The 21,036-nt window shown below is 31.5% G+C and carries 19 protein-coding genes; 16 read left to right on the top strand and 3 right to left on the bottom strand.

Features of this window, described 5'->3' with window-relative positions; genetic code table 11:
• Positions 1 to 135 precede the first annotated feature (135 nt).
• Positions 136 to 996, top strand: coding sequence for a class I SAM-dependent methyltransferase (locus tag DFQ11_RS03645; RefSeq protein ID WP_110474359.1), 861 nt, complete (start codon positions 136 to 138; stop codon positions 994 to 996).
• Between the two features lie 260 nt (positions 997 to 1,256).
• Complete coding sequence (locus DFQ11_RS03640; protein ID WP_110474357.1) at positions 1,257 to 1,781, top strand: OmpH family outer membrane protein; 525 nt, start codon at positions 1,257 to 1,259, stop codon at positions 1,779 to 1,781.
• 32 nt (positions 1,782 to 1,813) lie between these two features.
• On the opposite strand, the gene DFQ11_RS03635 is transcribed toward DFQ11_RS03640, so the two are convergent.
• Positions 1,814 to 2,974, bottom strand: coding sequence for a DNA polymerase III subunit (locus tag DFQ11_RS03635; protein WP_110474355.1), 1,161 nt, complete (start codon positions 2,972 to 2,974; stop codon positions 1,814 to 1,816).
• Positions 2,975 to 3,219: 245 nt separating this feature from the next.
• Here DFQ11_RS03635 and DFQ11_RS03630 point away from each other — a divergent pair, with 245 nt between their 5' ends.
• The 3 genes from DFQ11_RS03630 to DFQ11_RS03620 all read left to right on the top strand — a co-directional run bounded on the left by DFQ11_RS03630 (position 3,220) and on the right by DFQ11_RS03620 (position 7,042).
• On the top strand, positions 3,220 to 4,407 hold the full coding sequence (locus DFQ11_RS03630) for a phosphoglycerate kinase (RefSeq protein ID WP_110474353.1): 1,188 nt from the start codon (positions 3,220 to 3,222) through the stop codon (positions 4,405 to 4,407).
• Between the two features lie 77 nt (positions 4,408 to 4,484).
• Positions 4,485 to 6,038 carry a LysM peptidoglycan-binding domain-containing protein gene (locus DFQ11_RS03625; RefSeq protein ID WP_110474351.1) on the top strand — a complete coding sequence of 518 codons (1,554 nt, stop codon included), beginning with the start codon at positions 4,485 to 4,487 and terminating at the stop codon, positions 6,036 to 6,038.
• Between the two features lie 23 nt (positions 6,039 to 6,061).
• Positions 6,062 to 7,042 carry a DUF4837 family protein gene (locus DFQ11_RS03620; protein WP_110474349.1) on the top strand — a complete coding sequence of 327 codons (981 nt, stop codon included), beginning with the start codon at positions 6,062 to 6,064 and terminating at the stop codon, positions 7,040 to 7,042.
• 115 nt (positions 7,043 to 7,157) lie between these two features.
• On the opposite strand, the gene DFQ11_RS03615 is transcribed toward DFQ11_RS03620, so the two are convergent.
• Positions 7,158 to 7,340, bottom strand: coding sequence for a Sec-independent protein translocase subunit TatA/TatB (locus DFQ11_RS03615; protein ID WP_189342977.1), 183 nt, complete (start codon positions 7,338 to 7,340; stop codon positions 7,158 to 7,160).
• A gap of 113 nt (positions 7,341 to 7,453) precedes the next feature.
• On the opposite strand from DFQ11_RS03615, the gene DFQ11_RS03610 reads away from it, so the two are divergent.
• The 10 genes from DFQ11_RS03610 to DFQ11_RS03565 all read left to right on the top strand — a co-directional run bounded on the left by DFQ11_RS03610 (position 7,454) and on the right by DFQ11_RS03565 (position 18,945).
• Entirely contained in the window at positions 7,454 to 8,323 is an 870-nt protein-coding gene (locus DFQ11_RS03610) for a M23 family metallopeptidase (RefSeq protein WP_110474347.1), read from the top strand.
• Positions 8,323 to 9,825, top strand: a complete 1,503-nt coding sequence (locus tag DFQ11_RS03605; RefSeq protein WP_189342976.1) for a GH3 auxin-responsive promoter family protein — start codon at positions 8,323 to 8,325, stop codon at positions 9,823 to 9,825. Before DFQ11_RS03610 ends, DFQ11_RS03605 begins: the two co-directional genes overlap by 1 nt.
• Positions 9,826 to 9,852: 27 nt before the next feature.
• Positions 9,853 to 11,544, top strand: a complete 1,692-nt coding sequence (locus DFQ11_RS03600; protein WP_110474345.1) for a DUF6909 family protein — start codon at positions 9,853 to 9,855, stop codon at positions 11,542 to 11,544.
• Positions 11,545 to 11,547: 3 nt separating this feature from the next.
• Positions 11,548 to 12,600 (top strand): hypothetical protein, encoded by a 1,053-nt coding sequence (locus DFQ11_RS03595; RefSeq protein WP_110474343.1) that lies wholly within the window; start codon positions 11,548 to 11,550, stop codon positions 12,598 to 12,600.
• Positions 12,593 to 13,606 carry a dTDP-glucose 4,6-dehydratase gene (gene rfbB, locus DFQ11_RS03590; RefSeq protein WP_110474341.1) on the top strand — a complete coding sequence of 338 codons (1,014 nt, stop codon included), beginning with the start codon at positions 12,593 to 12,595 and terminating at the stop codon, positions 13,604 to 13,606. Before DFQ11_RS03595 ends, rfbB begins: the two co-directional genes overlap by 8 nt.
• Positions 13,607 to 13,628: 22 nt before the next feature.
• Positions 13,629 to 14,492: a glucose-1-phosphate thymidylyltransferase RfbA gene (gene rfbA / locus DFQ11_RS03585; RefSeq protein WP_110474339.1), complete on the top strand. Its 864-nt coding sequence runs from the start codon at positions 13,629 to 13,631 to the stop codon at positions 14,490 to 14,492.
• A gap of 1 nt (position 14,493) precedes the next feature.
• Positions 14,494 to 15,039: a dTDP-4-dehydrorhamnose 3,5-epimerase gene (gene rfbC, locus DFQ11_RS03580; RefSeq protein WP_110474338.1), complete on the top strand. Its 546-nt coding sequence runs from the start codon at positions 14,494 to 14,496 to the stop codon at positions 15,037 to 15,039.
• The gene (gene rfbD / locus DFQ11_RS03575) at positions 15,036 to 15,881 is read left to right on the top strand and encodes a dTDP-4-dehydrorhamnose reductase (RefSeq protein WP_110474336.1); all 846 of its coding nucleotides are present in this window, start codon (positions 15,036 to 15,038) and stop codon (positions 15,879 to 15,881) included. The genes rfbC and rfbD overlap by 4 nt, the downstream gene beginning before the upstream one ends.
• A 266-nt stretch (positions 15,882 to 16,147) precedes the next feature.
• Positions 16,148 to 17,440: a lipopolysaccharide biosynthesis protein gene (locus tag DFQ11_RS03570; RefSeq protein ID WP_110474334.1), complete on the top strand. Its 1,293-nt coding sequence runs from the start codon at positions 16,148 to 16,150 to the stop codon at positions 17,438 to 17,440.
• 92 nt (positions 17,441 to 17,532) lie between these two features.
• Positions 17,533 to 18,945, top strand: a complete 1,413-nt coding sequence (locus tag DFQ11_RS03565) for an O-antigen ligase family protein (RefSeq protein WP_110474333.1) — start codon at positions 17,533 to 17,535, stop codon at positions 18,943 to 18,945.
• On the opposite strand, the gene DFQ11_RS03560 is transcribed toward DFQ11_RS03565, so the two are convergent.
• Positions 18,942 to 20,042, bottom strand: coding sequence for a polysaccharide pyruvyl transferase family protein (locus DFQ11_RS03560; protein WP_110474331.1), 1,101 nt, complete (start codon positions 20,040 to 20,042; stop codon positions 18,942 to 18,944). The two genes, DFQ11_RS03565 and DFQ11_RS03560, sit on opposite strands and share 4 nt — an antisense overlap.
• Before the next feature lie 159 nt (positions 20,043 to 20,201).
• Here DFQ11_RS03560 and DFQ11_RS03555 point away from each other — a divergent pair, with 159 nt between their 5' ends.
• Positions 20,202 to 20,996: a glycosyltransferase family 2 protein gene (locus DFQ11_RS03555; RefSeq protein WP_110474329.1), complete on the top strand. Its 795-nt coding sequence runs from the start codon at positions 20,202 to 20,204 to the stop codon at positions 20,994 to 20,996.
• Positions 20,997 to 21,036: the final 40 nt, after the last annotated feature.

Below are 21,036 nucleotides of genomic sequence, written 5' to 3'. Positions count from 1 at the left end.
AGATTACAATTCAGAATAGTTGAGAGAAATAGATATAATTTCTTAGTCATTTATAATAATTCAATTCGTTATAATAATTAATAAGGTGTTGTCAAACTTCTAAAATTATAACTTCTAAAAAATTTTCATCATATAGTGTCCGATAAAAAATCATCATATTTAAGGGTAAAGGATTATTCTATTTCTGGAGAAGAGTTTCAATTATTATATAATAATGAACTTGATCTGTTGGAGACTTTTCCGCAACCGGAAGAAAATAAACTTTCGGAGTATTACAAGAGTGATGATTATATTTCTCATACAGATACAAAACGTAATCTCTTAGAATATGTTTATCATACCGTACGGGAAATTTCACTAAAACGTAAACTGAAACTCATTAACTCTTTTAAAGCAGAATCTAAAACACTTTTAGATATTGGATGTGGTACAGGTGATTTTCTAGAAACAGCTTTAAAAAATAATTGGGAAATTACCGGAATTGAACCAAATGAAAGTGCAAGGAAAATTGCAAATTCAAAAACAAATAATTCCGTTTTTGATACAAGCGAATTAGAAAAATTACAAGCAAACAGTTTTGATGTAATTACGCTTTGGCATGTTTTGGAACATTTGCCTCATTTAGAAAACCAAGTGGCTCTATTAAAACGCTTGTTAAAACCAAATGGCACTTTGGTTATTGCAGTTCCCAATTATAAAAGTTACGATGCTCAATATTACAAAAACTTTTGGGCGGCATATGATGTACCAAGACATCTTTGGCATTTTTCTAAAACAGCGATTGATAAATTATTTCAAGTAGAGAAGATGTCTATAGTAAAAACGTTGCCAATGAAATTTGACGCCTATTATGTATGTCTACTTTCAGAAAAATATAAAAATGGATTTATGAATCCGATTAAGGCATTTTGGGTTGGTTGGCGTTCAAATATGAAAGCAAAACGTTCCAAAGAGTATTCGTCCCATATTTATGTCCTAAAAAGAGCTGATTTTTAATTTTAAGACGTTTAATGCGTTATTTAACAATAAAACATCCGATTCTAGTAAGAAATTTCAAAACGCGCTTAAAACGCTTTATTTGACTTCATTTTTAATTGGTTTTAGGAATAGTTATTTGTAATAACTATAGATATTTTCAATATTAAAAGTTTTTCCGAAATCAGTACTTAACTTTTATACATTTGCAGAAATTTAAATAGAATACTAAATTGGAAATTTTAAAAAATTTCAACATTACTTAATTAATAAAATAAACTATGAAAAAAATAATTTTAAGTCTAATGGTCTTAGTTGCTGCTGCATCTTGTCAAGAACAGCAAAAAATCGCATTCGTTGACAACACAAAAGTGGTTAACGAGTTTAATAAGAAAAAAGACTTTGAAGCTAAGTTTAAAACTAAGATTGAAAAATTTAATAAGAAAGCAGATAGCCTTCAGCAAATGATTCAAGTGGAAGCGCAAGCTTTTCAAACGAGAGCAGCAAAAATTGGTCAGGCAAAAGCAGAAGAAGAGTACAATGCATTAGTTCAGAAAAAGCAAATGCAAGATTACCAACTAGGTTCTGAAGAGAAAGCTTTACAAACTGAAGGTCAAGCTCAAATTGATTCTTTGGTTAAGGAAGTAAAAGAATTTATTAAAGATTACGGTAAAACTAATGGTTACACTTATATTTTAGGAGCCAATGAAGCTGGATCTGTGTTATACGGTACAGATGCTAACGATATTACTGAAGAAGTTCTTGAATCACTGAATAAAAAATCAGAAACTAAGACTGAAGAATAATTCTCAAGGTTAAATTGAATTAAAAAGCCAAGCTATGAAGCTTGGCTTTTTTTATGCAATAAACGTGTTAGTTTAATTGATAAATCGGTAAGTACTATCTTCGAATTACCGTTTCGTTCTATATGATAAATCGCATCTTGAAGTTCTTCAGAAATCTCCATAATATTTGAATCATGCACAAAAGGAGCAAACTTTTCAAGTTTAAAATCGTCTGATTTCGGCTCTAAATAAACCAATTCATCAGCTTTATAATTGAGTAATAGAGCCTGTCTGAAATAATTTAAGCAAAAATTTAGAAAATTCTTTTGTGTTTCACGACCTGTTTTAGCAATTTCTTCAGACCAAGAAATTAAATCATGTATCGCTGCTTTGTTTCCTTTAGCCTTAAAAGCAGAACGAATCCAAAACACAAACCATTTTTCAAATTGAATATCTTCACTATCATGATAAATCAAGTCGGCAGCCTTATTGTAATTCCCATTAGATTGGTGGGCAATTTTAGTTGCAACGGCTTCTTCAATATGAAAGTTTTTAACTAAAGCTCTAGTGATAGCTTCCTCTGCTAATGGAGGAAAATGTAAGACTTGACAACGTGATCGAATGGTATTTATAATTTGTTCTTCGTCTTCGGCAATTAAAATAAAAATAGTGTTTTTAGGAGGTTCCTCGATTAGCTTTAAAAGCTTGTTGGCACAGGCAGAATTCATCTTTTCTGCCATCCAAATAATCATAACTTTGTAGCCGCCTTCATAAGATTTTAGTGTAAGAGATTTCATAATTTCTGCAGCCTCCTCTACACTAATTAAACCTTGTTTATTATCTACACCTAGGAGTTTATAAAAATCGAATAAATTACCATAAGGTTGTTGCTCCAATAATTGTCGCCACTCTTCCATATAGTATTTTGAAACAGGCTTACTTTTTACTTTATCACTTGTGGTAACAGGAAAAGCAAAATGCATATCTGGATGCGAATTATTCTTGCACTTTAGATTACACGATTCATTACCTCCTGTATTTTCACCATTAGAATTACCGCATAAAATATATTGGGCATAAGCCAGTGCCATTGGCAAAGTGCCCGATCCTTCAGGACCAACAAAAAGTTGAGCATGAGCAATTCTACCGGCATCAACACTTGTTGTAAGATGGTTTTTAATATGTTCTTGGCCTAATACTTCAGAAAATAACATGTTATTGATTCAATGGTTAATTTACCGCGTTTCTTTAACTTAATCAGTAAACTTGGTATGAAAGCAAAACTATATAAAAAATTCTGTTTCTAATCTTTATATTTGCGATTCAGAATTCTAATTAAGAATTAAGTTAAAAGGTTTTCTACCATGAATTTAGATTTTTGTGGATTAAGATTCTTTAACCAAATTCCTGATTGTGATATCATTTTACTCACTATCAACTAAATAAAAACTTCAAACAGATGAAAACACTAAACGATTTCAACTTTAAAGATAAAAAAGCATTAATACGTGTTGATTTTAATGTGCCATTAGACGAAAATTTTAATGTCACTGATGCGACACGAATTGATTCGGCAAAACCAACAATTATTAAAGTATTAGAAGATGGTGGTAGTTGTGTACTTATGTCGCACTTAGGCCGTCCAAATGGTGTACAAGAGGAATTTTCACTAAAACATATTATTCCGAAAATTGAAGATATATGTGGAGTAGAGGTGAAGTTTGCCTCAGACTGTGTTGGAGCTGAAGCAGAAGAAAAAGCAAATGCCTTACAGCCAGGTGAAATCTTATTACTTGAAAATTTACGTTTTCATGAAGAAGAAAAACAAGGTGATAGAGATTTTGCAGAGCAATTATCAAAATTAGGTGATATCTATGTAAATGATGCCTTTGGTACTGCGCATAGAGCGCATGCTTCTACAACAATTGTAGCGGAATTTTTCCCAGAAAAAAAATGCTTTGGTCATCTTTTAGCTCAAGAAATTGAAAGCATCAAAAAGGTAATGGAAGATGGAGAGAAACCTGTTTTAGCTGTGCTAGGTGGTGCTAAAGTATCTTCAAAAATTACAGTGATTGAAAATATTTTAGATAAAGTGGATCATATGATTATTGGTGGTGGAATGACATTCACTTTTATTAAAGCTCAAGGCGGTCAAATTGGCGATTCTATTTGCGAAGACGATAAAATGGAATTGGCTTTAGATATTTTAAAACAAGCTGAAGCGAAAGGTGTAAAAATTCATCTTCCTGTAGATGTGGTAGCCGCAGATGCTTTTAGTAATGATGCAAACACCCAAATTTGTGCGGTCAATGAAATTCCTGATGGTTGGCAAGGTTTGGATGCTGGACCTAAATCGATAGAACTTTTTGATGGTATTGTTAACGAATGTAAAACTATACTATGGAATGGTCCTTTAGGTGTATTTGAATTGGAAAATTTCGCTAAGGGCACTATAGAGTTAGGAAATTCTATCGCAAATTCAACTAAAAATGGAGCCTTTTCTTTAGTAGGAGGTGGAGATTCTGTTGCGGCTGTGAAACAATTTGGTTTTGAAGACAAGGTGAGCTACGTAAGTACAGGTGGTGGCGCAATGCTTGAAAGCTTAGAAGGTAAGACTTTACCTGGAATAGCTGCTATTTTAAACTAACAACTAAAAATATACTATTTTTAGAGATTGCGACGTTTTAATGAGACGTTGAATTTTTACGAAACATTTTGTAAACCATGACATTAAAAACATATGTATTGTTTTGTCTACTTGGTTTGGGATATCTTGGATTTTCCCAACCTAAAACAGATAGCACCTCAAACAAATCATCTAAAGCAGAAAACAGTAAATCTTTAGACAGTAAACAACTTTCTACTGATGAAAAGATCGAAGCTATAGTGGATTCGTTGGGAATAAAAGATCTTCAGGATTTACCTGAAGCTCAGGAATTGGATGCAAAATGGTTAAAAGAGCTGTATAGCAATTCTCTTTTCGATACTATTTATAAATCGGTTACCGAACTTAAATATGACCCAGTTGACTATCCAGAACTTTCTACAGATACCTTAAAAGCACGGTTAGAACGACTAAATGCAAGGACACCTTTTAATGTTGAGTACAATACATCTTTAGAAAGTGTTATTAAAAGTTACTTGAAGCACAGACGTACATCTATTGAGCGTTTAATGGGCTTAAGTCATTTTTATTTCCCAATGTTTGAACAAGAATTCGACAATCACAATATTCCACTTGAAATGAAGTATTTAGCGATTGTTGAATCGGCTTTAAAACCAAGAGCTCGATCTCGTGTGGGAGCAACTGGGATTTGGCAATTTATGTACGGAACGGGGAAGGAGCATAATTTAGATGTGAGCAGTTATGTAGACGATCGTAGTGATCCTATAAAATCAACTACGGCAGCGGCTGAATATTTAGGAAGAATGTATCGTATTTTCAATGATTGGGATTTAGCCTTGGCAGCGTATAATTCTGGGCCAGGCAATGTAAATAAAGCGATTAGACGATCAGGAGGTTCTAAAAATTATTGGAATATCCGTCATAACCTTCCGAGAGAAACAGCAGGATACGTACCCGCTTTTTTAGCGACTATGTATATTTTTGAATATGCCGAAGAGCATGGTTTTAAACCAGAACGACCAGCATTTCAATTGATACAGACAGATACAGTTCACGTAAAACAAATGATTTCTTTAAAACATGTGTCTGAAGCAACAGGTATAAATCTTGAAGAATTACAGTTTTTAAATCCCTCGTACAAATTAGATATAATTCCTAAGGTTGAAGGAAAAATTTATGCTTTAAGATTGCCCAGAAAAGCTGTGGGAACCTTTGTTACTAACGAAGATAAAATTTACGCATTTGCCAATGCTGAATTTAATAAGCGCGAAAAGCCCTTACCTCAAGTGGTTAATGATGATACTAAAATAAGATACCGTGTAAGAAATGGTGATTATTTAGGAAAAATTGCTAGAAAATATGGGGTTAGGGTGAGTCAATTAAAGCAATGGAATAATTTAAGGAGTAATAACTTGAAAATTGGGCAACGTCTAACAATATACCCAAAGAATCATGGCGTTTCAAATACGACGAGCCCGGCTAAAAAAGTGGTTAATACCGAGGGGAAAAAAACGTATAAAGTGAAATCAGGAGATTCACTTTGGTCCATAGCACAGAAGTTTTCTGGTGTTTCTGTTCAAGATATTAAAGATTGGAACGATATTAGTGGTAATAAACTCAAAATAGGAATGACGCTAATTGTGTCGAAATAATAAACCATCAAAAACTTAAACTTATGAGAGCTTTTTACACTGTATTATTTTGTGTGCTATTAATGGCATGTGGAGATAAAAAGGAAGGAGACAAGCAAAACTTTTTACCTGCTTCAAACGGTAATTTAAACACTATTTCTGTTGTTTCAGATAATATCGTTTGGGAGGGCGCCGTAGGTGAATCAATTCGAAATATTTTTGCAGCACCTTTAACCGGTCTACCTACCGACGAACCTTTATTCAGCATGAAGCAAATTCCAACTCAGGTTTTTGACGGCTTTGCTGCTCGAAATAGAATTGTAATAAAAATTGATAAAGCTAATGTTGAAGCATCTACAGAAATTAAAAATGATGTTTATGCTAAGCCACAAACTGTAGCTCTAATTACAGGTAAAACAGATCAGGAAATTATAGCACAATTAGAAGAACATAAAGAAAAAATAATTGATGCGCTAACCAAAGAAGAAGTAAAAGAGAAACAAAGACGTATTAAACTATCCTTATTAGACGTGAAGAAAATGGAAAGCCAATTAGGGTTTACCATAAATATTCCTTCAGTTTATAGAATTAGTAAAGCAGAAGACAAGTTTTTCTGGGTTAGAAAAAATTTATCTAATGCAAAGACGATGGAATTAATGTTTTATGAAGTTCCTTTTGAAACCATATCTAATGGAGATAGTACTATTGTAGATATTGTAAAAATGAGGGATGAGATAACTAAAACTAAAATTCCTGGCGAAGATGGAATATATATGGCTGTTGAAGACGCTTATGCGCCGTCAATGTTTAAAACAATCATAGATAATAAACCAGCTTATGAAGTTCGAGGATTGTGGGATATGCAAGGCTATACTATGGCAGGTCCGTTTATAACTTACGCTATTGAAGATAAAATTAATAACCGTTATTTAGTGGCTGATGGTTATGTTTATGCACCGTCTTTAGAAAAACGAGATTACATTTTTGAATTAGAATCTATTATTAAGTCAATTAAAATCAAATAATATATAGACTCTAATAGGTTTAAATCTGTTGGAGATACAATACTTTAAATGCAAAAAGAGGTCATCTAAAACATAATGTTTAGAAGACCTCTTTTTAATTTTATTAAAAAAGGGTTTATTCTTTCTCTTTGATATCGGTAGACTCTTCTTTACTTGCGTCCTTAAATTCTTTAATTCCGCTACCTAATCCTTTCATTAACTCAGGAATCTTTTTACCGCCAAACAATAGAAGAATTGCTAAACCAATGATCACCCATTGCCATGGACCAATCATTAAAGGTATAATGTTTAAAGTCATAATATTTAATTTAGACTGCAAAGTTAGTAATTATAGTTTAATAATAACGTTGTTAAGGCAACTTTAGGATTTAATAACAATGCTATTTCAGTATTTTAACTAATTTTGTTTTGATGGCAAAAAAGAAAAAGAAAGAAAAGAAATTCGCTAAGAAGCTACTTCATAAGTATCGTTTAGTCATTTTGAATGAAGATACTTTTGAGGAGCGCTTTGCTATAAAACTTACAAGACTTAATGTATTTATCTTAACGTCATTATCAGCAATAACACTGGTATTTTTTACAGTGTTATTAATTGCATTTACGCCACTCAGAGAGTTTATTCCAGGGTATTCCTCAGCAAAATTGAAAAAAAAGGCAACCATGCTCAATTATAAAACAGACTCATTAGTTCGAGAACTGGAATTGAATCAACGGTATTATGCTTCAATTAAAAAAGTTCTTAAAGGAGAGGTTACTGAATTGAAATTCAATAAAGATTCTATTATAGAAGCCGCCAAAAAGGATATAGGAGAATTAAATGTAGCCATTAGTCGAGAAGATTCTCTATTAAGAGAAAAGGTAGCTAAGGAAGATAAATATAACTTGTTTGAGATGTCTGGCGATCAGTCGAACTATGTTTTATTTCCACCTGTTAATGGATCTATTTCAGAAGGTTATAATTTAGAAGAAAAACATTTTGCGGTAGATGTCGTTGTACCTGTTAATACACCTGTTAAAGCCACCGCAGATGGTACTGTGATTTTTGCAGAATGGACGGTTGAAACGGGTTATGTGGTCATAATAGAACACAATAGAGAATTGATTTCGGTTTACAAGCACAATTCGGCAATTACTAAGTCTCAAGGAGACATTGTCAAGGCAGGTGAAGTTATTGCTATGTCTGGAAATGCAGGAGAATTAACCACAGGACCACATTTGCATTTTGAACTTTGGAGCAAGGGCTATTCTATAAACCCAACTAATTTTATCGACTTTCAGTAATGATATCAATCAAAGCAGCACTTTCTAAACCTTTCGCAAAATTTGTGGCTAAGCGTATCAAAAAATGGTCATCAAGACCTGTTGAAACGCAGCAAAAGGTATTTAAACATTTAATATCTCAGGCTAAACATACAGCCTTCGGAAAAGATCATAATTTTGATGCTATCACCTCTTATGAGGACTTCCAAGCAAACGTTCCAATTAGAGATTATGAGGACTTAAAGCCTTATGTTGAACGTGTTGTTGCAGGTGAAAAAGATATTCTTTGGAAAGGTAAACCTATTTATTTTGCTAAAACCTCTGGAACCACCTCTGGAGCTAAATATATTCCTATCACTAAAGAAAGCATGCCAACCCATGTGGAAGCTGCGAGGAATGCGATTTTAATGTACATTAACGAAACAGGAAACTCAAGCTTTGTTGATGGAAAAATGATCTTTCTTCAAGGTAGTCCTATTCTTGAAGAAAAGAATGGTATTAAACTCGGTAGACTTTCAGGTATTGTAGCTCATTATGTTCCTAAATATCTTCAAAAAAATAGAATGCCAAGTTTAGAAACCAATTGCATAGATGATTGGGAAACGAAAGTAGAGGCAATTGTAGAGGAGACGATTAACGAGGATATGACCATCATTTCTGGTATTCCATCTTGGGTTCAGATGTATTTTGAAAAGTTAATTGAAAAGTCTGGTAAGAACGTTGGAGAACTCTTTAAAAACTTCAACCTTTTTATCTTTGGAGGTGTTAATTATGAACCATATCGCGCCAAATTTGAAAACCTTATAGGAAGAAAAGTGGATAGCATAGAGTTGTATCCTGCTAGTGAAGGGTTCTTTGCTTTTCAAGATAAACAGAATGAGAAAGGCATGTTGCTTCAACTCAATTCAGGTATATTTTATGAGTTTATTGAAGCAGATAAGTTCTTTGATGAGAATCCTAAGCGCCTCACTATTGCAGAGGTAAAATTAGGTGTTAATTACGTGATGATTATCTCTACAACTGCAGGGCTATGGGCATATAATATTGGAGATACGGTAGAATTTACGTCTTTAGAGCCTTATAGAATTATTGTAAGTGGAAGAATAAAACATTTTATTTCAGCATTTGGTGAACATGTCATAGGGAAGGAAGTAGAGCAAGCCTTGAAGGAAGCTTCGGCAAATACGTCTATATATGTTAATGAATTCACGGTAGCACCTCAAATTAATCCTTCAGAGGGCTTACCGTATCACGAATGGTTAATTGAGTTTGAAAATGAACCTGAAAGTGAAGAAGAATTAATAGCAGCCTTGGAGAAATCACTTCAACGACAAAACAGTTATTATTTGGATTTGATCAAAGGAAAAGTTTTAAGACCTTTAAAAATTACGAGGATTAAAAAAGATGGATTCCAAACCTATATGAAATCTATAGGAAAATTAGGCGGACAAAATAAGATTCCGAGACTATCTAACGATAGAAAAATTGCCGATAGCTTGCATAAACTTAATTTAACGAAATAAACCTATATTTGTAGGTCAAATTAACGTATGAGTACAACTAAGAAGAAACAAGGAAGAACGAGAGCTCAAGAGAGTTCCAGTGCTATAGAACGCATGTATATTACCATGCGACATTTATTTAATCGTGGCTTTTATAAGCCTATGGGAGTTTCTGGAGAAACACTACGTGAAGCTCTGCTGCTTCTTCGTCCAGAAATCTATGGTTCTATTGGAGAAGAAAAAGCAGAATTAGAAGGTTTACTTTACGTTATAGATCGTTTGCCACAAGGGATAGAGGAATGTACCTTTATCAATCTTACAAGTGACGAGGGTTATGCTAACTCGCACTTCAAAACTATCGTTCCACCAAAAAGACGTCGTAATTGTTATCGCATAGACGACGAGCAAATGAATATTGAAATCACCAGAGGGCGTTCTGAAATTTATGATATTTTAACGCATCTTACCTTTCTTTTTGTGGAGTCGCATAAAATTAGCAAACGTGTTATTATAGATGAAGATGGCTCTACGGTAAGAGATTGGCAGAAGCTTGAAAATGCCGTATTAAATAAGCAAAAGCTTTCCCAAAAGGAACGTGAAATAGCTATTACTCACACCGCAAATATCTTAGGAAGAACATTTAATGAGCTAACAGTGGCTTATCCAAAATTTGCAACGGAAAGTCAACCAGAGCGTTTGTTACATATTGTGTATTGGTTAGGGAAATTAGCTATTGAAGAAACTATAAATAATACTAAACGTACCATAACATTCAGTCCTGTTTTAAGAGAACGGTTAGGGCATCATATTCATGGAGAGGTTTGGGCAGATACTATTAAGTCCACATTGCATAAAAATGGACTTTTAGAGCGTCCAATTCATATTATAAGTGCCAATATGCATAGTGTTATGAATTCTTTATTTGCTAAAGGGGTTTTAAAAGCTAATGAAGCCAAGAAAGATATTTTCCAAACCTATGAAGCTTTAAGTGATTCTAACAACGGAGCTCTACGAAGTAAAGTAGAAAAGTCTGCTTTACAAAATGGCATGATCTATATACCAGATACTTCAGGAACTAATATAGATGTTCAGATTTTCGATACAGATAAAATAGATTTTTCAAAAACAGATTTTAAGTATCTCGAAGAAGCCAAGGAAAACAAGGCTGTGATTTTTGTCATGGATTATGCCTTTGGAGAACAAGCTTATGAAACATTAGATGAACTTTTAAAGCCTGTTACGGTCAATGATGAAGATATTCACTTGAACGTGAAGTCAATTTCTATTATGGGTAAAGCGGGTATTTTAGAAGGTGGAAAAGGAGATGTAATGATTCCAACAGCACATATTTTTGAGGGTACAGCAGATAATTATCCGTTTAAAAATGAGTTAAGTAAAAACGACTTACTAGATTGCGGAGTGTCAGTTTATGAAGGTACAATGGTGACTGTTTTAGGAACATCCCTTCAAAATAAGGAAATTTTAAAATTCTTTAAAAACTCTACTTGGAATGTTATTGGATTAGAAATGGAAGGCGCACACTACCAAAAAGCCATTCAAGCAGCATCTAAAGTAAGAAAAAACATTAATGAAGATGTGAAGGTAAGATATGCTTATTATGCGAGTGATAATCCATTAGAAACAGGAAGTACATTGGCTTCAGGTGGGCTTGGAACTTCAGGTGTAAAACCGACATATGTAATTACAAGAAAGATTCTAGAACAAATATTTAATTCTTAATAAATGAGCGATAAATTACCACAACAACCACAAAACGAAGAGGTTGATTTAGGGCAATTATTTAATGCAATAGGCAGATTATTTGAAAAATTATTCAAATTTATAGGCCGTATTTTTAAAGCTATTTTTTCAGCTATTATTTATACGATCAAACCGCTTGTTGTTTATTTTAAAATTGTAGCAGTAGCGCTTATTATTGCGGCTGTGGTTGGTTATGTATATGAAGAGACTAAGGCACCATTATATTATTCTAATATGGTGGTTAAGCCTCATTTTGATTCTAAATATCAGCTTTTTAGTAACATCGATTATTTTAACTCCTTAATTAAATCAAATAATTTTTCAGAGCTATCTTCTATTTTTGAAATTGATTCTTCAGAAGCTAAAGTGTTAAAAGGATTTGAATTAAAAGCTGGTCCAGAAACACAAAACGATTTATTTATAGAATATGACGAATATGTGAAGTCTATTGATACGTCTTTAGTAGATGAATTAAGTTATGTAGATTATGTGCAAAACAGAGATCTTTTGTCAGGGAGAATTTTTTCAATAAAGGCAACGGCTCATAAAAGTGATATATTTACACATCTGCAAAAGGGATTTAAAAAAACTTTTATAAATGAGTTTTCTATTCATCAAAAGAAAGTTAGAGATACGACAGCATATATCAATCGCTTAACTTTAACTACACAATTAGACCGATTAGATAGTATTCAAAAAACATATCTAGAAGTTATTAGAAATGAATCTAAAAAGTCAAAGCAGACCTTAAGTTTAAGTAATTCATTACCATTACAAGAAGAGAAAACTGCTACCAAAGAATACGATTTATTTTTAAAGGAACAAGATATTAGAGCTCGTATAAATAAATTAGATCAGGAAGTAGCGGAGCAAAACACATATTTCGATATATTGTCTGGATTTAATCGAATTGGTATAGAGGAACGTAGTATACAATATCGTTATTCAATACTCTTTCCAATATTAACGGTAATAGCTTTCTTATTGTTATTTCTGGTTCTAAAGGCATTCAATTATATTAAAAATTATGAATAAAAAAGTTTTAATTACAGGAGGAGCTGGATTTATCGGTTCAAACTTTATTTACTATTTTTTAGAAAAGTATAAAAACACTTCAGTTGTTAATTTAGATAAGCTCACTTATGCAGGTGAGCTTTCTAATTTAAAGGATGTTGAAGATGATAATAATTACACTTTTATAAAAGGAGATATATGCGATTCGGCTCTTGTTGAGGAATTGTTTAAGAAGTATCAATTCACAGATGTTATTCATTTTGCAGCAGAATCTCATGTCGATAATTCTATAGAAAATCCGGATGCATTCATAAATACCAATGTTTATGGGACTTTCAACTTGTTAAATACGGCAAAAAATAATTGGATGGAAGCTCCGTTTCAATTTAAAGAGGGTTGTGAATCGAATAGGTTCCATCATATTTCAACAGATGAAGTTTATGGTACTCTAGGAGAAACAGGATTGTTTACGGAGGATACGCCATATGCCCCAAATAGTCCTTATAGTGCTTCTAAAGCTTCTTCAGATTTTATAGTTAGAAGTTATTTCCACACCTATGGAATGAATGTGGTAACTACCAATTGTAGTAATAATTACGGTCCTAAGCAACATGATGAAAAACTTATTCCAACCATTATAAGAAAGGCTTTAAATAATGAACCTATACCAATTTATGGTGATGGTAAAAATGTTAGAGATTGGTTGTATGTAGAAGATCATTGTAAAGGAATTGATTTAGCCTTTCAAAAAGGAAAAGCAGGGGAAACCTATAATATAGGCGGAAAAAACGAAAGAAATAATTTATACATAGCTCACAAAATCTGTGATATTTTAGATGAATTAAATCCAAGAGATAATTCTTATTGTAAACTAATTACCTTTGTTAAGGATAGGGCAGGACACGATTTTAGATATGCTATTGACGCGTCCAAAATTGAAAAAGATTTAGGATGGAAGGCCGATGAAAATTTTGAATCTGGTATCCTTAAAACCGTTGAATGGTATTTAAATAAATACAAAAAATAATAATTCTGAAAATAGGTAAGTCATGAAAGGAATAGTTTTAGCAGGGGGCTCTGGTACGCGATTACATCCATTAACATTGGCGGTAAGCAAACAACTGATGCCTATTTATGATAAGCCCATGATTTATTACCCTATTTCAACATTAATGTGGGCAGGTATTAGAGAAATACTAATTATTTCTACACCTCAAGATTTACCTCTATTTCAAAAGCTCTTAGGTGATGGTAAGTCCTATGGTTGCAATTTTGAGTATGCGGTTCAGGAGTCTCCAAACGGACTCGCTGAAGCCTTTATTATAGGTGAAGAATTTATTGGTGACGATAAGGTAGCACTGATTCTTGGAGACAATATTTTTTATGGCACAGGTTTGGCAGAACTGCTGCAGCAAAATAATGATCCTGATGGTGGAATTATATACGCTTACCACGTTCATGACCCTGAACGCTACGGGGTTGTAGAATTTGATACTAATGAAGTGGCTGTTTCTATTGAAGAAAAGCCAATAAAACCAAAATCTAATTATGCAGTCCCAGGTATTTATTTTTATGATAATTCGGTAATAGAAATTGCTAAAAGTATAAAACCTAGTAAACGTGGTGAATTAGAAATAACTGATGTTAATAAAACCTTTTTAAGTCAAGGTAAATTAAAAGTAGGTGTATTAGATAAAGGTACAGCTTGGTTAGACACAGGAACGTTTAAATCGTTAATGCAAGCTTCACAATTTGTTCAAGTTATTGAAGAACGACAAGGTTTAAAAATCGGATCTATCGAAGAAGCTGCCTATAGGATGGGATATATAGATAAAGAACAATTTAAAAAAGTCGTAGAACCATTGACTAAAAGTGGTTATGGTAAGCATTTATTAAGTTTAGTGTTGGACTAATATGAACGTGAAAGAAACAAAATTAAAAGGCTGTTTTATTATTGAGCCGACGATTTTCAAGGATAAACGTGGTTACTTTGTTGAAAGTTTTAATCAGAAGCGATTTAACGAGGCCTTAGATATAGATATTAACTTCGTTCAAGATAACGAATCTCAATCGTCTAAAGGTGTTTTAAGGGGGCTACACTATCAATTAGGCAAACATGCCCAAGCTAAACTTGTGAGGGTAATTAAAGGGAGTGTATTGGATGTTGTAGTTGATTTAAGGCCTAAGTCATTGACTTATGGTAAACATTTTTCAATAGAACTTTCAGAACAAAATAAAACGCAACTCTTTATTCCTCGTGGTTTTGCACATGCCTTTTTAGTCTTAGAAGATCATACTATTTTTAGTTATAAATGTGATAATTTCTATAATAAAGAATCGGAAGCGGGTATTATTTATAATGATCCAGAATTGGGAATAGATTGGAATTGTAATACTGAGGAATTAATCATTTCAGACAAAGATTTAGTATTACCTACTCTTAAGAATGCTCAATTATGATAACTATTCTCGTTACAGGTAAGGATAGTCAATTGGCACAATGTATTCAAAGTGTTGCCGCTAACTTTCCAAATTTCAATTTTATTTATAAATCGTCACGTGAGTTAGATATAACCAATGTGGTTCAGGTAACAGAGGTCTTTAAGAGTCTTGGTCAAATAGATTTCTGTATAAATTGTGCTGCATATACAGCAGTTGATAGGGCTGAAAGTGAAGTTGAAAAAGCTTATAAAATAAATGTTGAAGGCGTTAAAAATATTGCTCAGGCATGTTTTGAAAACCAAGTGACATTAATACATATTTCAACCGATTTTCTGTTTGATGGCACTTCTTTAAATCCATATACCGAAGAGAGTGAAACAAATCCGCTAAATGTTTATGGAGAAACTAAACTAAAGGGAGAGCTAGTTATACAAGAATTATTGTCAAACTATTTCATTATTAGAACATCTTGGTTGTATTCGGAATTTGGTAATAATTTTTTAAAAACGATGTTGAGGTTAGCCAAGGAAAACGATGAAATCAGTGTAGTTAATGACCAATTAGGATCACCTACTTACGCAAAAGACTTAGCTGAGGTTATCTTAAAACTAATAGGAGCTAAAAACGTATCGTATGGGATTTATAATTACAGTAATTCGGGTGTGGCTAGTTGGTATGATTTTGCAAGTGAAATTTTTCGTTTGAGTAATTCAAAAATAAAACTAAAGCGTATCAATACTAATCAATATCCAACGCCTGCTATTCGACCGAAGTATAGTGTTTTAGATACTACTAAGATCGAAGAATCTTTACGAATTGAAATTCCATATTGGAAGGAAAGCTTAAGAAAAGTCATATGAAATAATTAATTCCTTTGGTGAACAAGCTAATTATTACATTATAAAAATATTAGGAAGCGAAAAGATTTAAAATTTCGAATAGTGTGGGTTACACAAAAAAGTATTTATTTTTTTAAGCTATTCATCATTAATTGATGCTTTTCACTTAATTAGGATAAGTTTTGCGTAGTCTAAAACACCTATATTTGCCACTTATAAAAAAGAATATTAAAAGATATTTAAGAATCAATAAGTGAGTCCGAAGGATATCGCTCAGGTATTAAAAAATGAATAAGACAAAAATAATTTCATTATATAAGCAACTTCTTAGTGAAAAGCTTTTGATATTCTTAGATCAATCACTTTATGCTTTTTTTAATTTTGGATCTATTTTTCTGTTGTCAAAATTAGCTTCAATTAATAGTTTCAGTTCTTATATTATATTTTTAAGTTATATAAACTTTGTTTTTATTTTCTCTACCTTCTTTCTTTCTTCACCTATTATGGTGATTTTTTCTAAAAAATGGAAGGAAAACCAGGGAATCTACATTGTAAGTATTTTGATTAGTAACTTTCTGTTAAGTGGAGCTCTATCAAGTATATGTTATTTTTTTATTCATATTTCAGGAGAAAATATAAATCCATGGTTTGTTTTCTTGGCTCCTTTACTGATGACAACATTCGATATTTTTAAAAAATTCTTATTCAGTAGCTACAGTATTCATCTTGCTCACACAGTAATAGCATCTTTACTTTTAAATGTGTCTTTTTTTGCAGGTATACTTATGCTTAGAAATTCGCTTGGGTTTGATATTATCTTAAATGTTTTAGTTCTAGCCTTTTTAATAGCAAATGTCTATTTATTATTAGTTTTGATTTTTCATAAAGTCTTTACAAGTAAAATAGTCCAACTTAATATAACAAAGAAAGAAGCATATAAAAACATTGTACTGCAACATTATGATTATTCTAAATGGATTATTATTGGAGGTGTTGCATTTTGGGGTTATAGTCAAGGTTTATTTATTTTATCAAAAGCGATTGGTGTAAATGATTTTGGTATTAGTAAAGTGAGGACTGTGCAAAACATATTAGGTGTAGTTAATATATTTATACTTTCTGTAGAAAACTATTACATTCCTTATTTTTCAAAATTTATAAAAAAGAATTCTATTCAAAATTTAGATAGCCTTGTGAGGGATCTTTATAGTAAGAATTATAAAAAAACATTGATGTTAATATTGGCTGTTTTTGTTTTTGCTATTGTTTTCTATAGTATACTTTACGAATCAAAATATGGATCAGGGCTTTTTCTAATAGTAATATTTTTACTTGTACAATTATTATTGTTTTTTATTAGACCTATTTCAATTGCATTAAAAGCAATTGAGTTAACATATCCTTTCTTTATAGCACATATTGTAGCGTTATTAACAATGATTGTCATTGGATATTTTTTGATTAGCATTTTTGATTTTTACGGTATGGCTTTAAGTTTTTTGATGTCGAATTTATCTTATTCACTAATTCTAATCTATTTTTATTATAGAAAAATGCGCACGTCGGTTGTAAATAGTTAACAACATTTTTAAATGTATTTTTATATGTTCTTTTCCAGACTATAATTATTGTTACTATTTACATTATAGTAAAACTTACAAAAAACTTCTGTATGAAATTTATAAAAAAAGGATATCACATATTTTTTATTTTAGGAATATTTTTCCTTCCTTTTAATTCAGATATGCCGAGTTGGCTTCAGTTTTTAGGGGAGTATAGTAGTGATTCTTCACCTCTATTCTTTTTAATTTCTTTCAGTTTCTTTCTAATTTATACTGTATTTAAAGGGAGAGTATTTATTCCTTTAAAATCTACGGAATATAGTCTTTTCTTATTATTTGTATTTGTGTTGAGCTTATCTACACTCTTAAAAATGCCAACTATAGTAGACAACTACTTTAAACACACATCTGGAGTAGAGCGCTTTATTCGACAATTAATTTCTCTTGCAATATCTGGTTTTTTATTTTTTATTGTTTTTGTTAATGTAGGTAGAGATTTAGGTGTATTAGTCTTTTTTAAAAAAATAAGAAGAACGTTTTTAATAAGCTTTATCATTGTTTTTAGTTGTGGAATTTTGGAGTATTTGATAATAACTTATAATGCGAACTTTTTAGTTCCATTAATTAAGGTTTATGATTATTTACCTTTTGTTGAAATTAAGTTGGATTATCGACTATTAAGAGTATCATCACTTACATATGAACCTCCAGCCTTGGGAACTTATATCATAACTATTTCAGGTTTTATGTTTAGTTATATTTTAACTTCGTCTAAAAAATACACGAGATTCTTACCTTTTATTTTTGTTGTGCTATTAGCTTTAATTTCAAAATCCAGAACTGCACTTGTTGTTATATTAATTCAGTGTTTAGTGGGGGTGTTTTTTGCGTTTAAAACGTATCCTAAATTTAGAATTTTATTTATTAAGGCAGTAGTGTTGAGTTTCGTTTTGGTCTTGGTTACAATGTTTTTATTTTGGAAACCAATATCCAATGTGGTTTCAAAAAAAATTGATAGTTTGAATATAACTAAGGTAGAATATAGTTCAAAAGATAATTCTGTATCCAATAAATCTAGATTAGGAATTCAAGTTGCCATGTTTGAGGCATTTAAGCAACATCCGATTGTTGGTACTGGTTGGGGACAACAGTCTTATGTATCGAGACATTATTATCCAAAATGGGCACTAAAAAACAATTATGAATTTAAGGCCAGTTTTCAAAATGAAAATGTTAAGTCATTTCCTCCAGGTTTTAATCTTTACTTGCGAATAATGACAGAAACGGGAATCATAGGAATTATTGTCTTTATAAGCTTTCTGATTTCAGTAATAAAAGGAACTAATCTAACTTACAAAATGAGTGATCAAAATAAAAATATATCTGTAACCTTATTTATTGGTTTTGTGGGTTTTTTATTTAATTGGTTACAAATCGACTCTTTTAGGATTTATGGTTTTTGGTTATGTTTAGCAATATTGGTACTTTTTAAAAGCCATTTAAAGGAGCGTGCTACGTTTTAACTTATTTTATGAGAAGTGAAATTCTTTTCAGAAAGTGCTATAGTTTTTTTGATAAATTTAGGTTTAACGTATGAGCCATTTAAAATTTCACAGACTTTCTGCACTACGCTATTTGGACTTACTTGTGCGTCATAAACTCTATAGCTTTCGTCTTGCCCCACATCTGTAAGGAAATCAGAACATTTTTCATGGTATTCTATTAAAAAAAATGGTATTTGAGCATAACAAGCAAAAATACTAGCGTGTAAACGCGTAGATATCATTAGACTACATGTGTTGATTTCATTCCAGGTTTCTTGTACATCATTTAAATAAGGGACTATAGTAACTCTACTGTTATCAATATCTTTAATTAATCGATAAGTGGCATCATGGTCACCAAATTTCTCATTACCATTTATAATAAACACTTTAAAATGAGCATTAGTTTGTTTAGTAATTAAATCTATAACTTCCTTAAAAAAAGTGTTTCTGTTTTTTTCTTTTAAAATATCACCTCCCTTATAACTTTCGTAATTACAAATACTAATTCCTATTGTTGGATGTTGGTTAATACAAACGGTCTGTTTAAAGTCGTGCTTATACACAGAAGGAAGTAATGCTGCTAAATCAAATGCATTTATGGGGTTATATGGTAAATTTAACGATTGGACATAACGATATGAACGATTGTCTCTAACGGATAAAAAATCTAATGATTGTAAGTAATCTACGACATCATGTTCTGCTCTTGAGTTTATAAAAGGACCAATCGAAACTCCAATAGCACCAAGTTTAAGTCGTTTATTAATTTTTTTAAAGTGTCTAGCGAGTGATTTATTACTATGTATTGGTATCTCACTAAATGTTGAGCCGCCTGAAGAAATGAGGTAATCAGAATTAGTTAAATGAGATACCAAATTTACTCGATCAAAGCCTTTAATTTTTGAAAAAATTTGTTTGTTGTTAATTTCATGAATTGTTTTTGGAAGTGAAGCCCCTAAAAATGTACTGTTTTTACAATTCCAATATCTTTTTGCACCCCAAGACGAAACTTCAACGAATGCATCATCTCCTGCGTTTTTAAAACCATAGAATCCTTCGAAAACTATTTTCATTATTTTTTTAATATGAATTAATCGTAAAAGTAATTATTAAATCAATTTATTTGTAACGTATTACTTAATAAAAGTGTAATAACTCGTTTTTGAAACAGTTAAAAAATTCATATTTCTTATTTTAGCAGGCTTAATAATAAAATAAATTCAAAACTTTTAATGAATGCATTAATAAGTGTAATAATACCTGTTTATAACTCAGAGAACACCATAGAAAAAGTGCTAAAATCTGTAGTAAATCAAACATATCAAAATTTTGAAATTATTGTCGTAAATGATGGATCTACTGATGGTTCAGAAAAAATAATTAAAGAGTTTTTTAAATTAAATTCTGAGATAAACATTAGATATTATTATCAGAAGAATAAAGGGGTTTCCGCTGCAAGAAATTTCGGGTTGCGAAATGCAGAGGGAGCGTATATTATGTTTTTAGATAGTGATGATTTGTGGGTGAAAGATAAAATACAGCGTCAGCTAGAAATTATGAAAAATAATTCTAATATCGACTTTTTAGGGGCAAATAGGGACGGCTTAAAACTCAAATCATTTTTTGGTGTAAAATTTAGAAGAATCAATCAAATTTCTGGTAGACAGTTATTATATAAGAATTATTTTATGACATCTTCCGTGGTCTTTCAAAGAGAAATCATTCCTGTTATTGGTTATATGAATGAAACAATGAGTTATAGTGAAGACTTAGAGTTTTTTTTAAGGATAGCGAGTAAGTTTAATTGTTACTTATATAATGAAAGTTTGGTTTATGCCGTAACAGATAAACCTGCTTATGGACATTCAGGATTAAGTGCTAATTTATGGAAAATGGAAAGAGGAGAACTTAAAGCTATAAAGTTAGGTTATAAGCTTGGATTTGTGAATTTTTTAGAATATTGTTTTATCAGCTGTTTCTCTTATTTTAAATATATAAGAAGGTTTATAATCACTAAATTAAGGTGATTTTACAAGGCTATTGGATAGTGTTACTTTTTAGAAATTC

The organism is Winogradskyella epiphytica (assembly GCF_003217215.1).
Classification (GTDB): domain Bacteria; phylum Bacteroidota; class Bacteroidia; order Flavobacteriales; family Flavobacteriaceae; genus Winogradskyella; species Winogradskyella epiphytica.
This window is presented reverse-complemented; position numbering and strand designations above follow the sequence as displayed.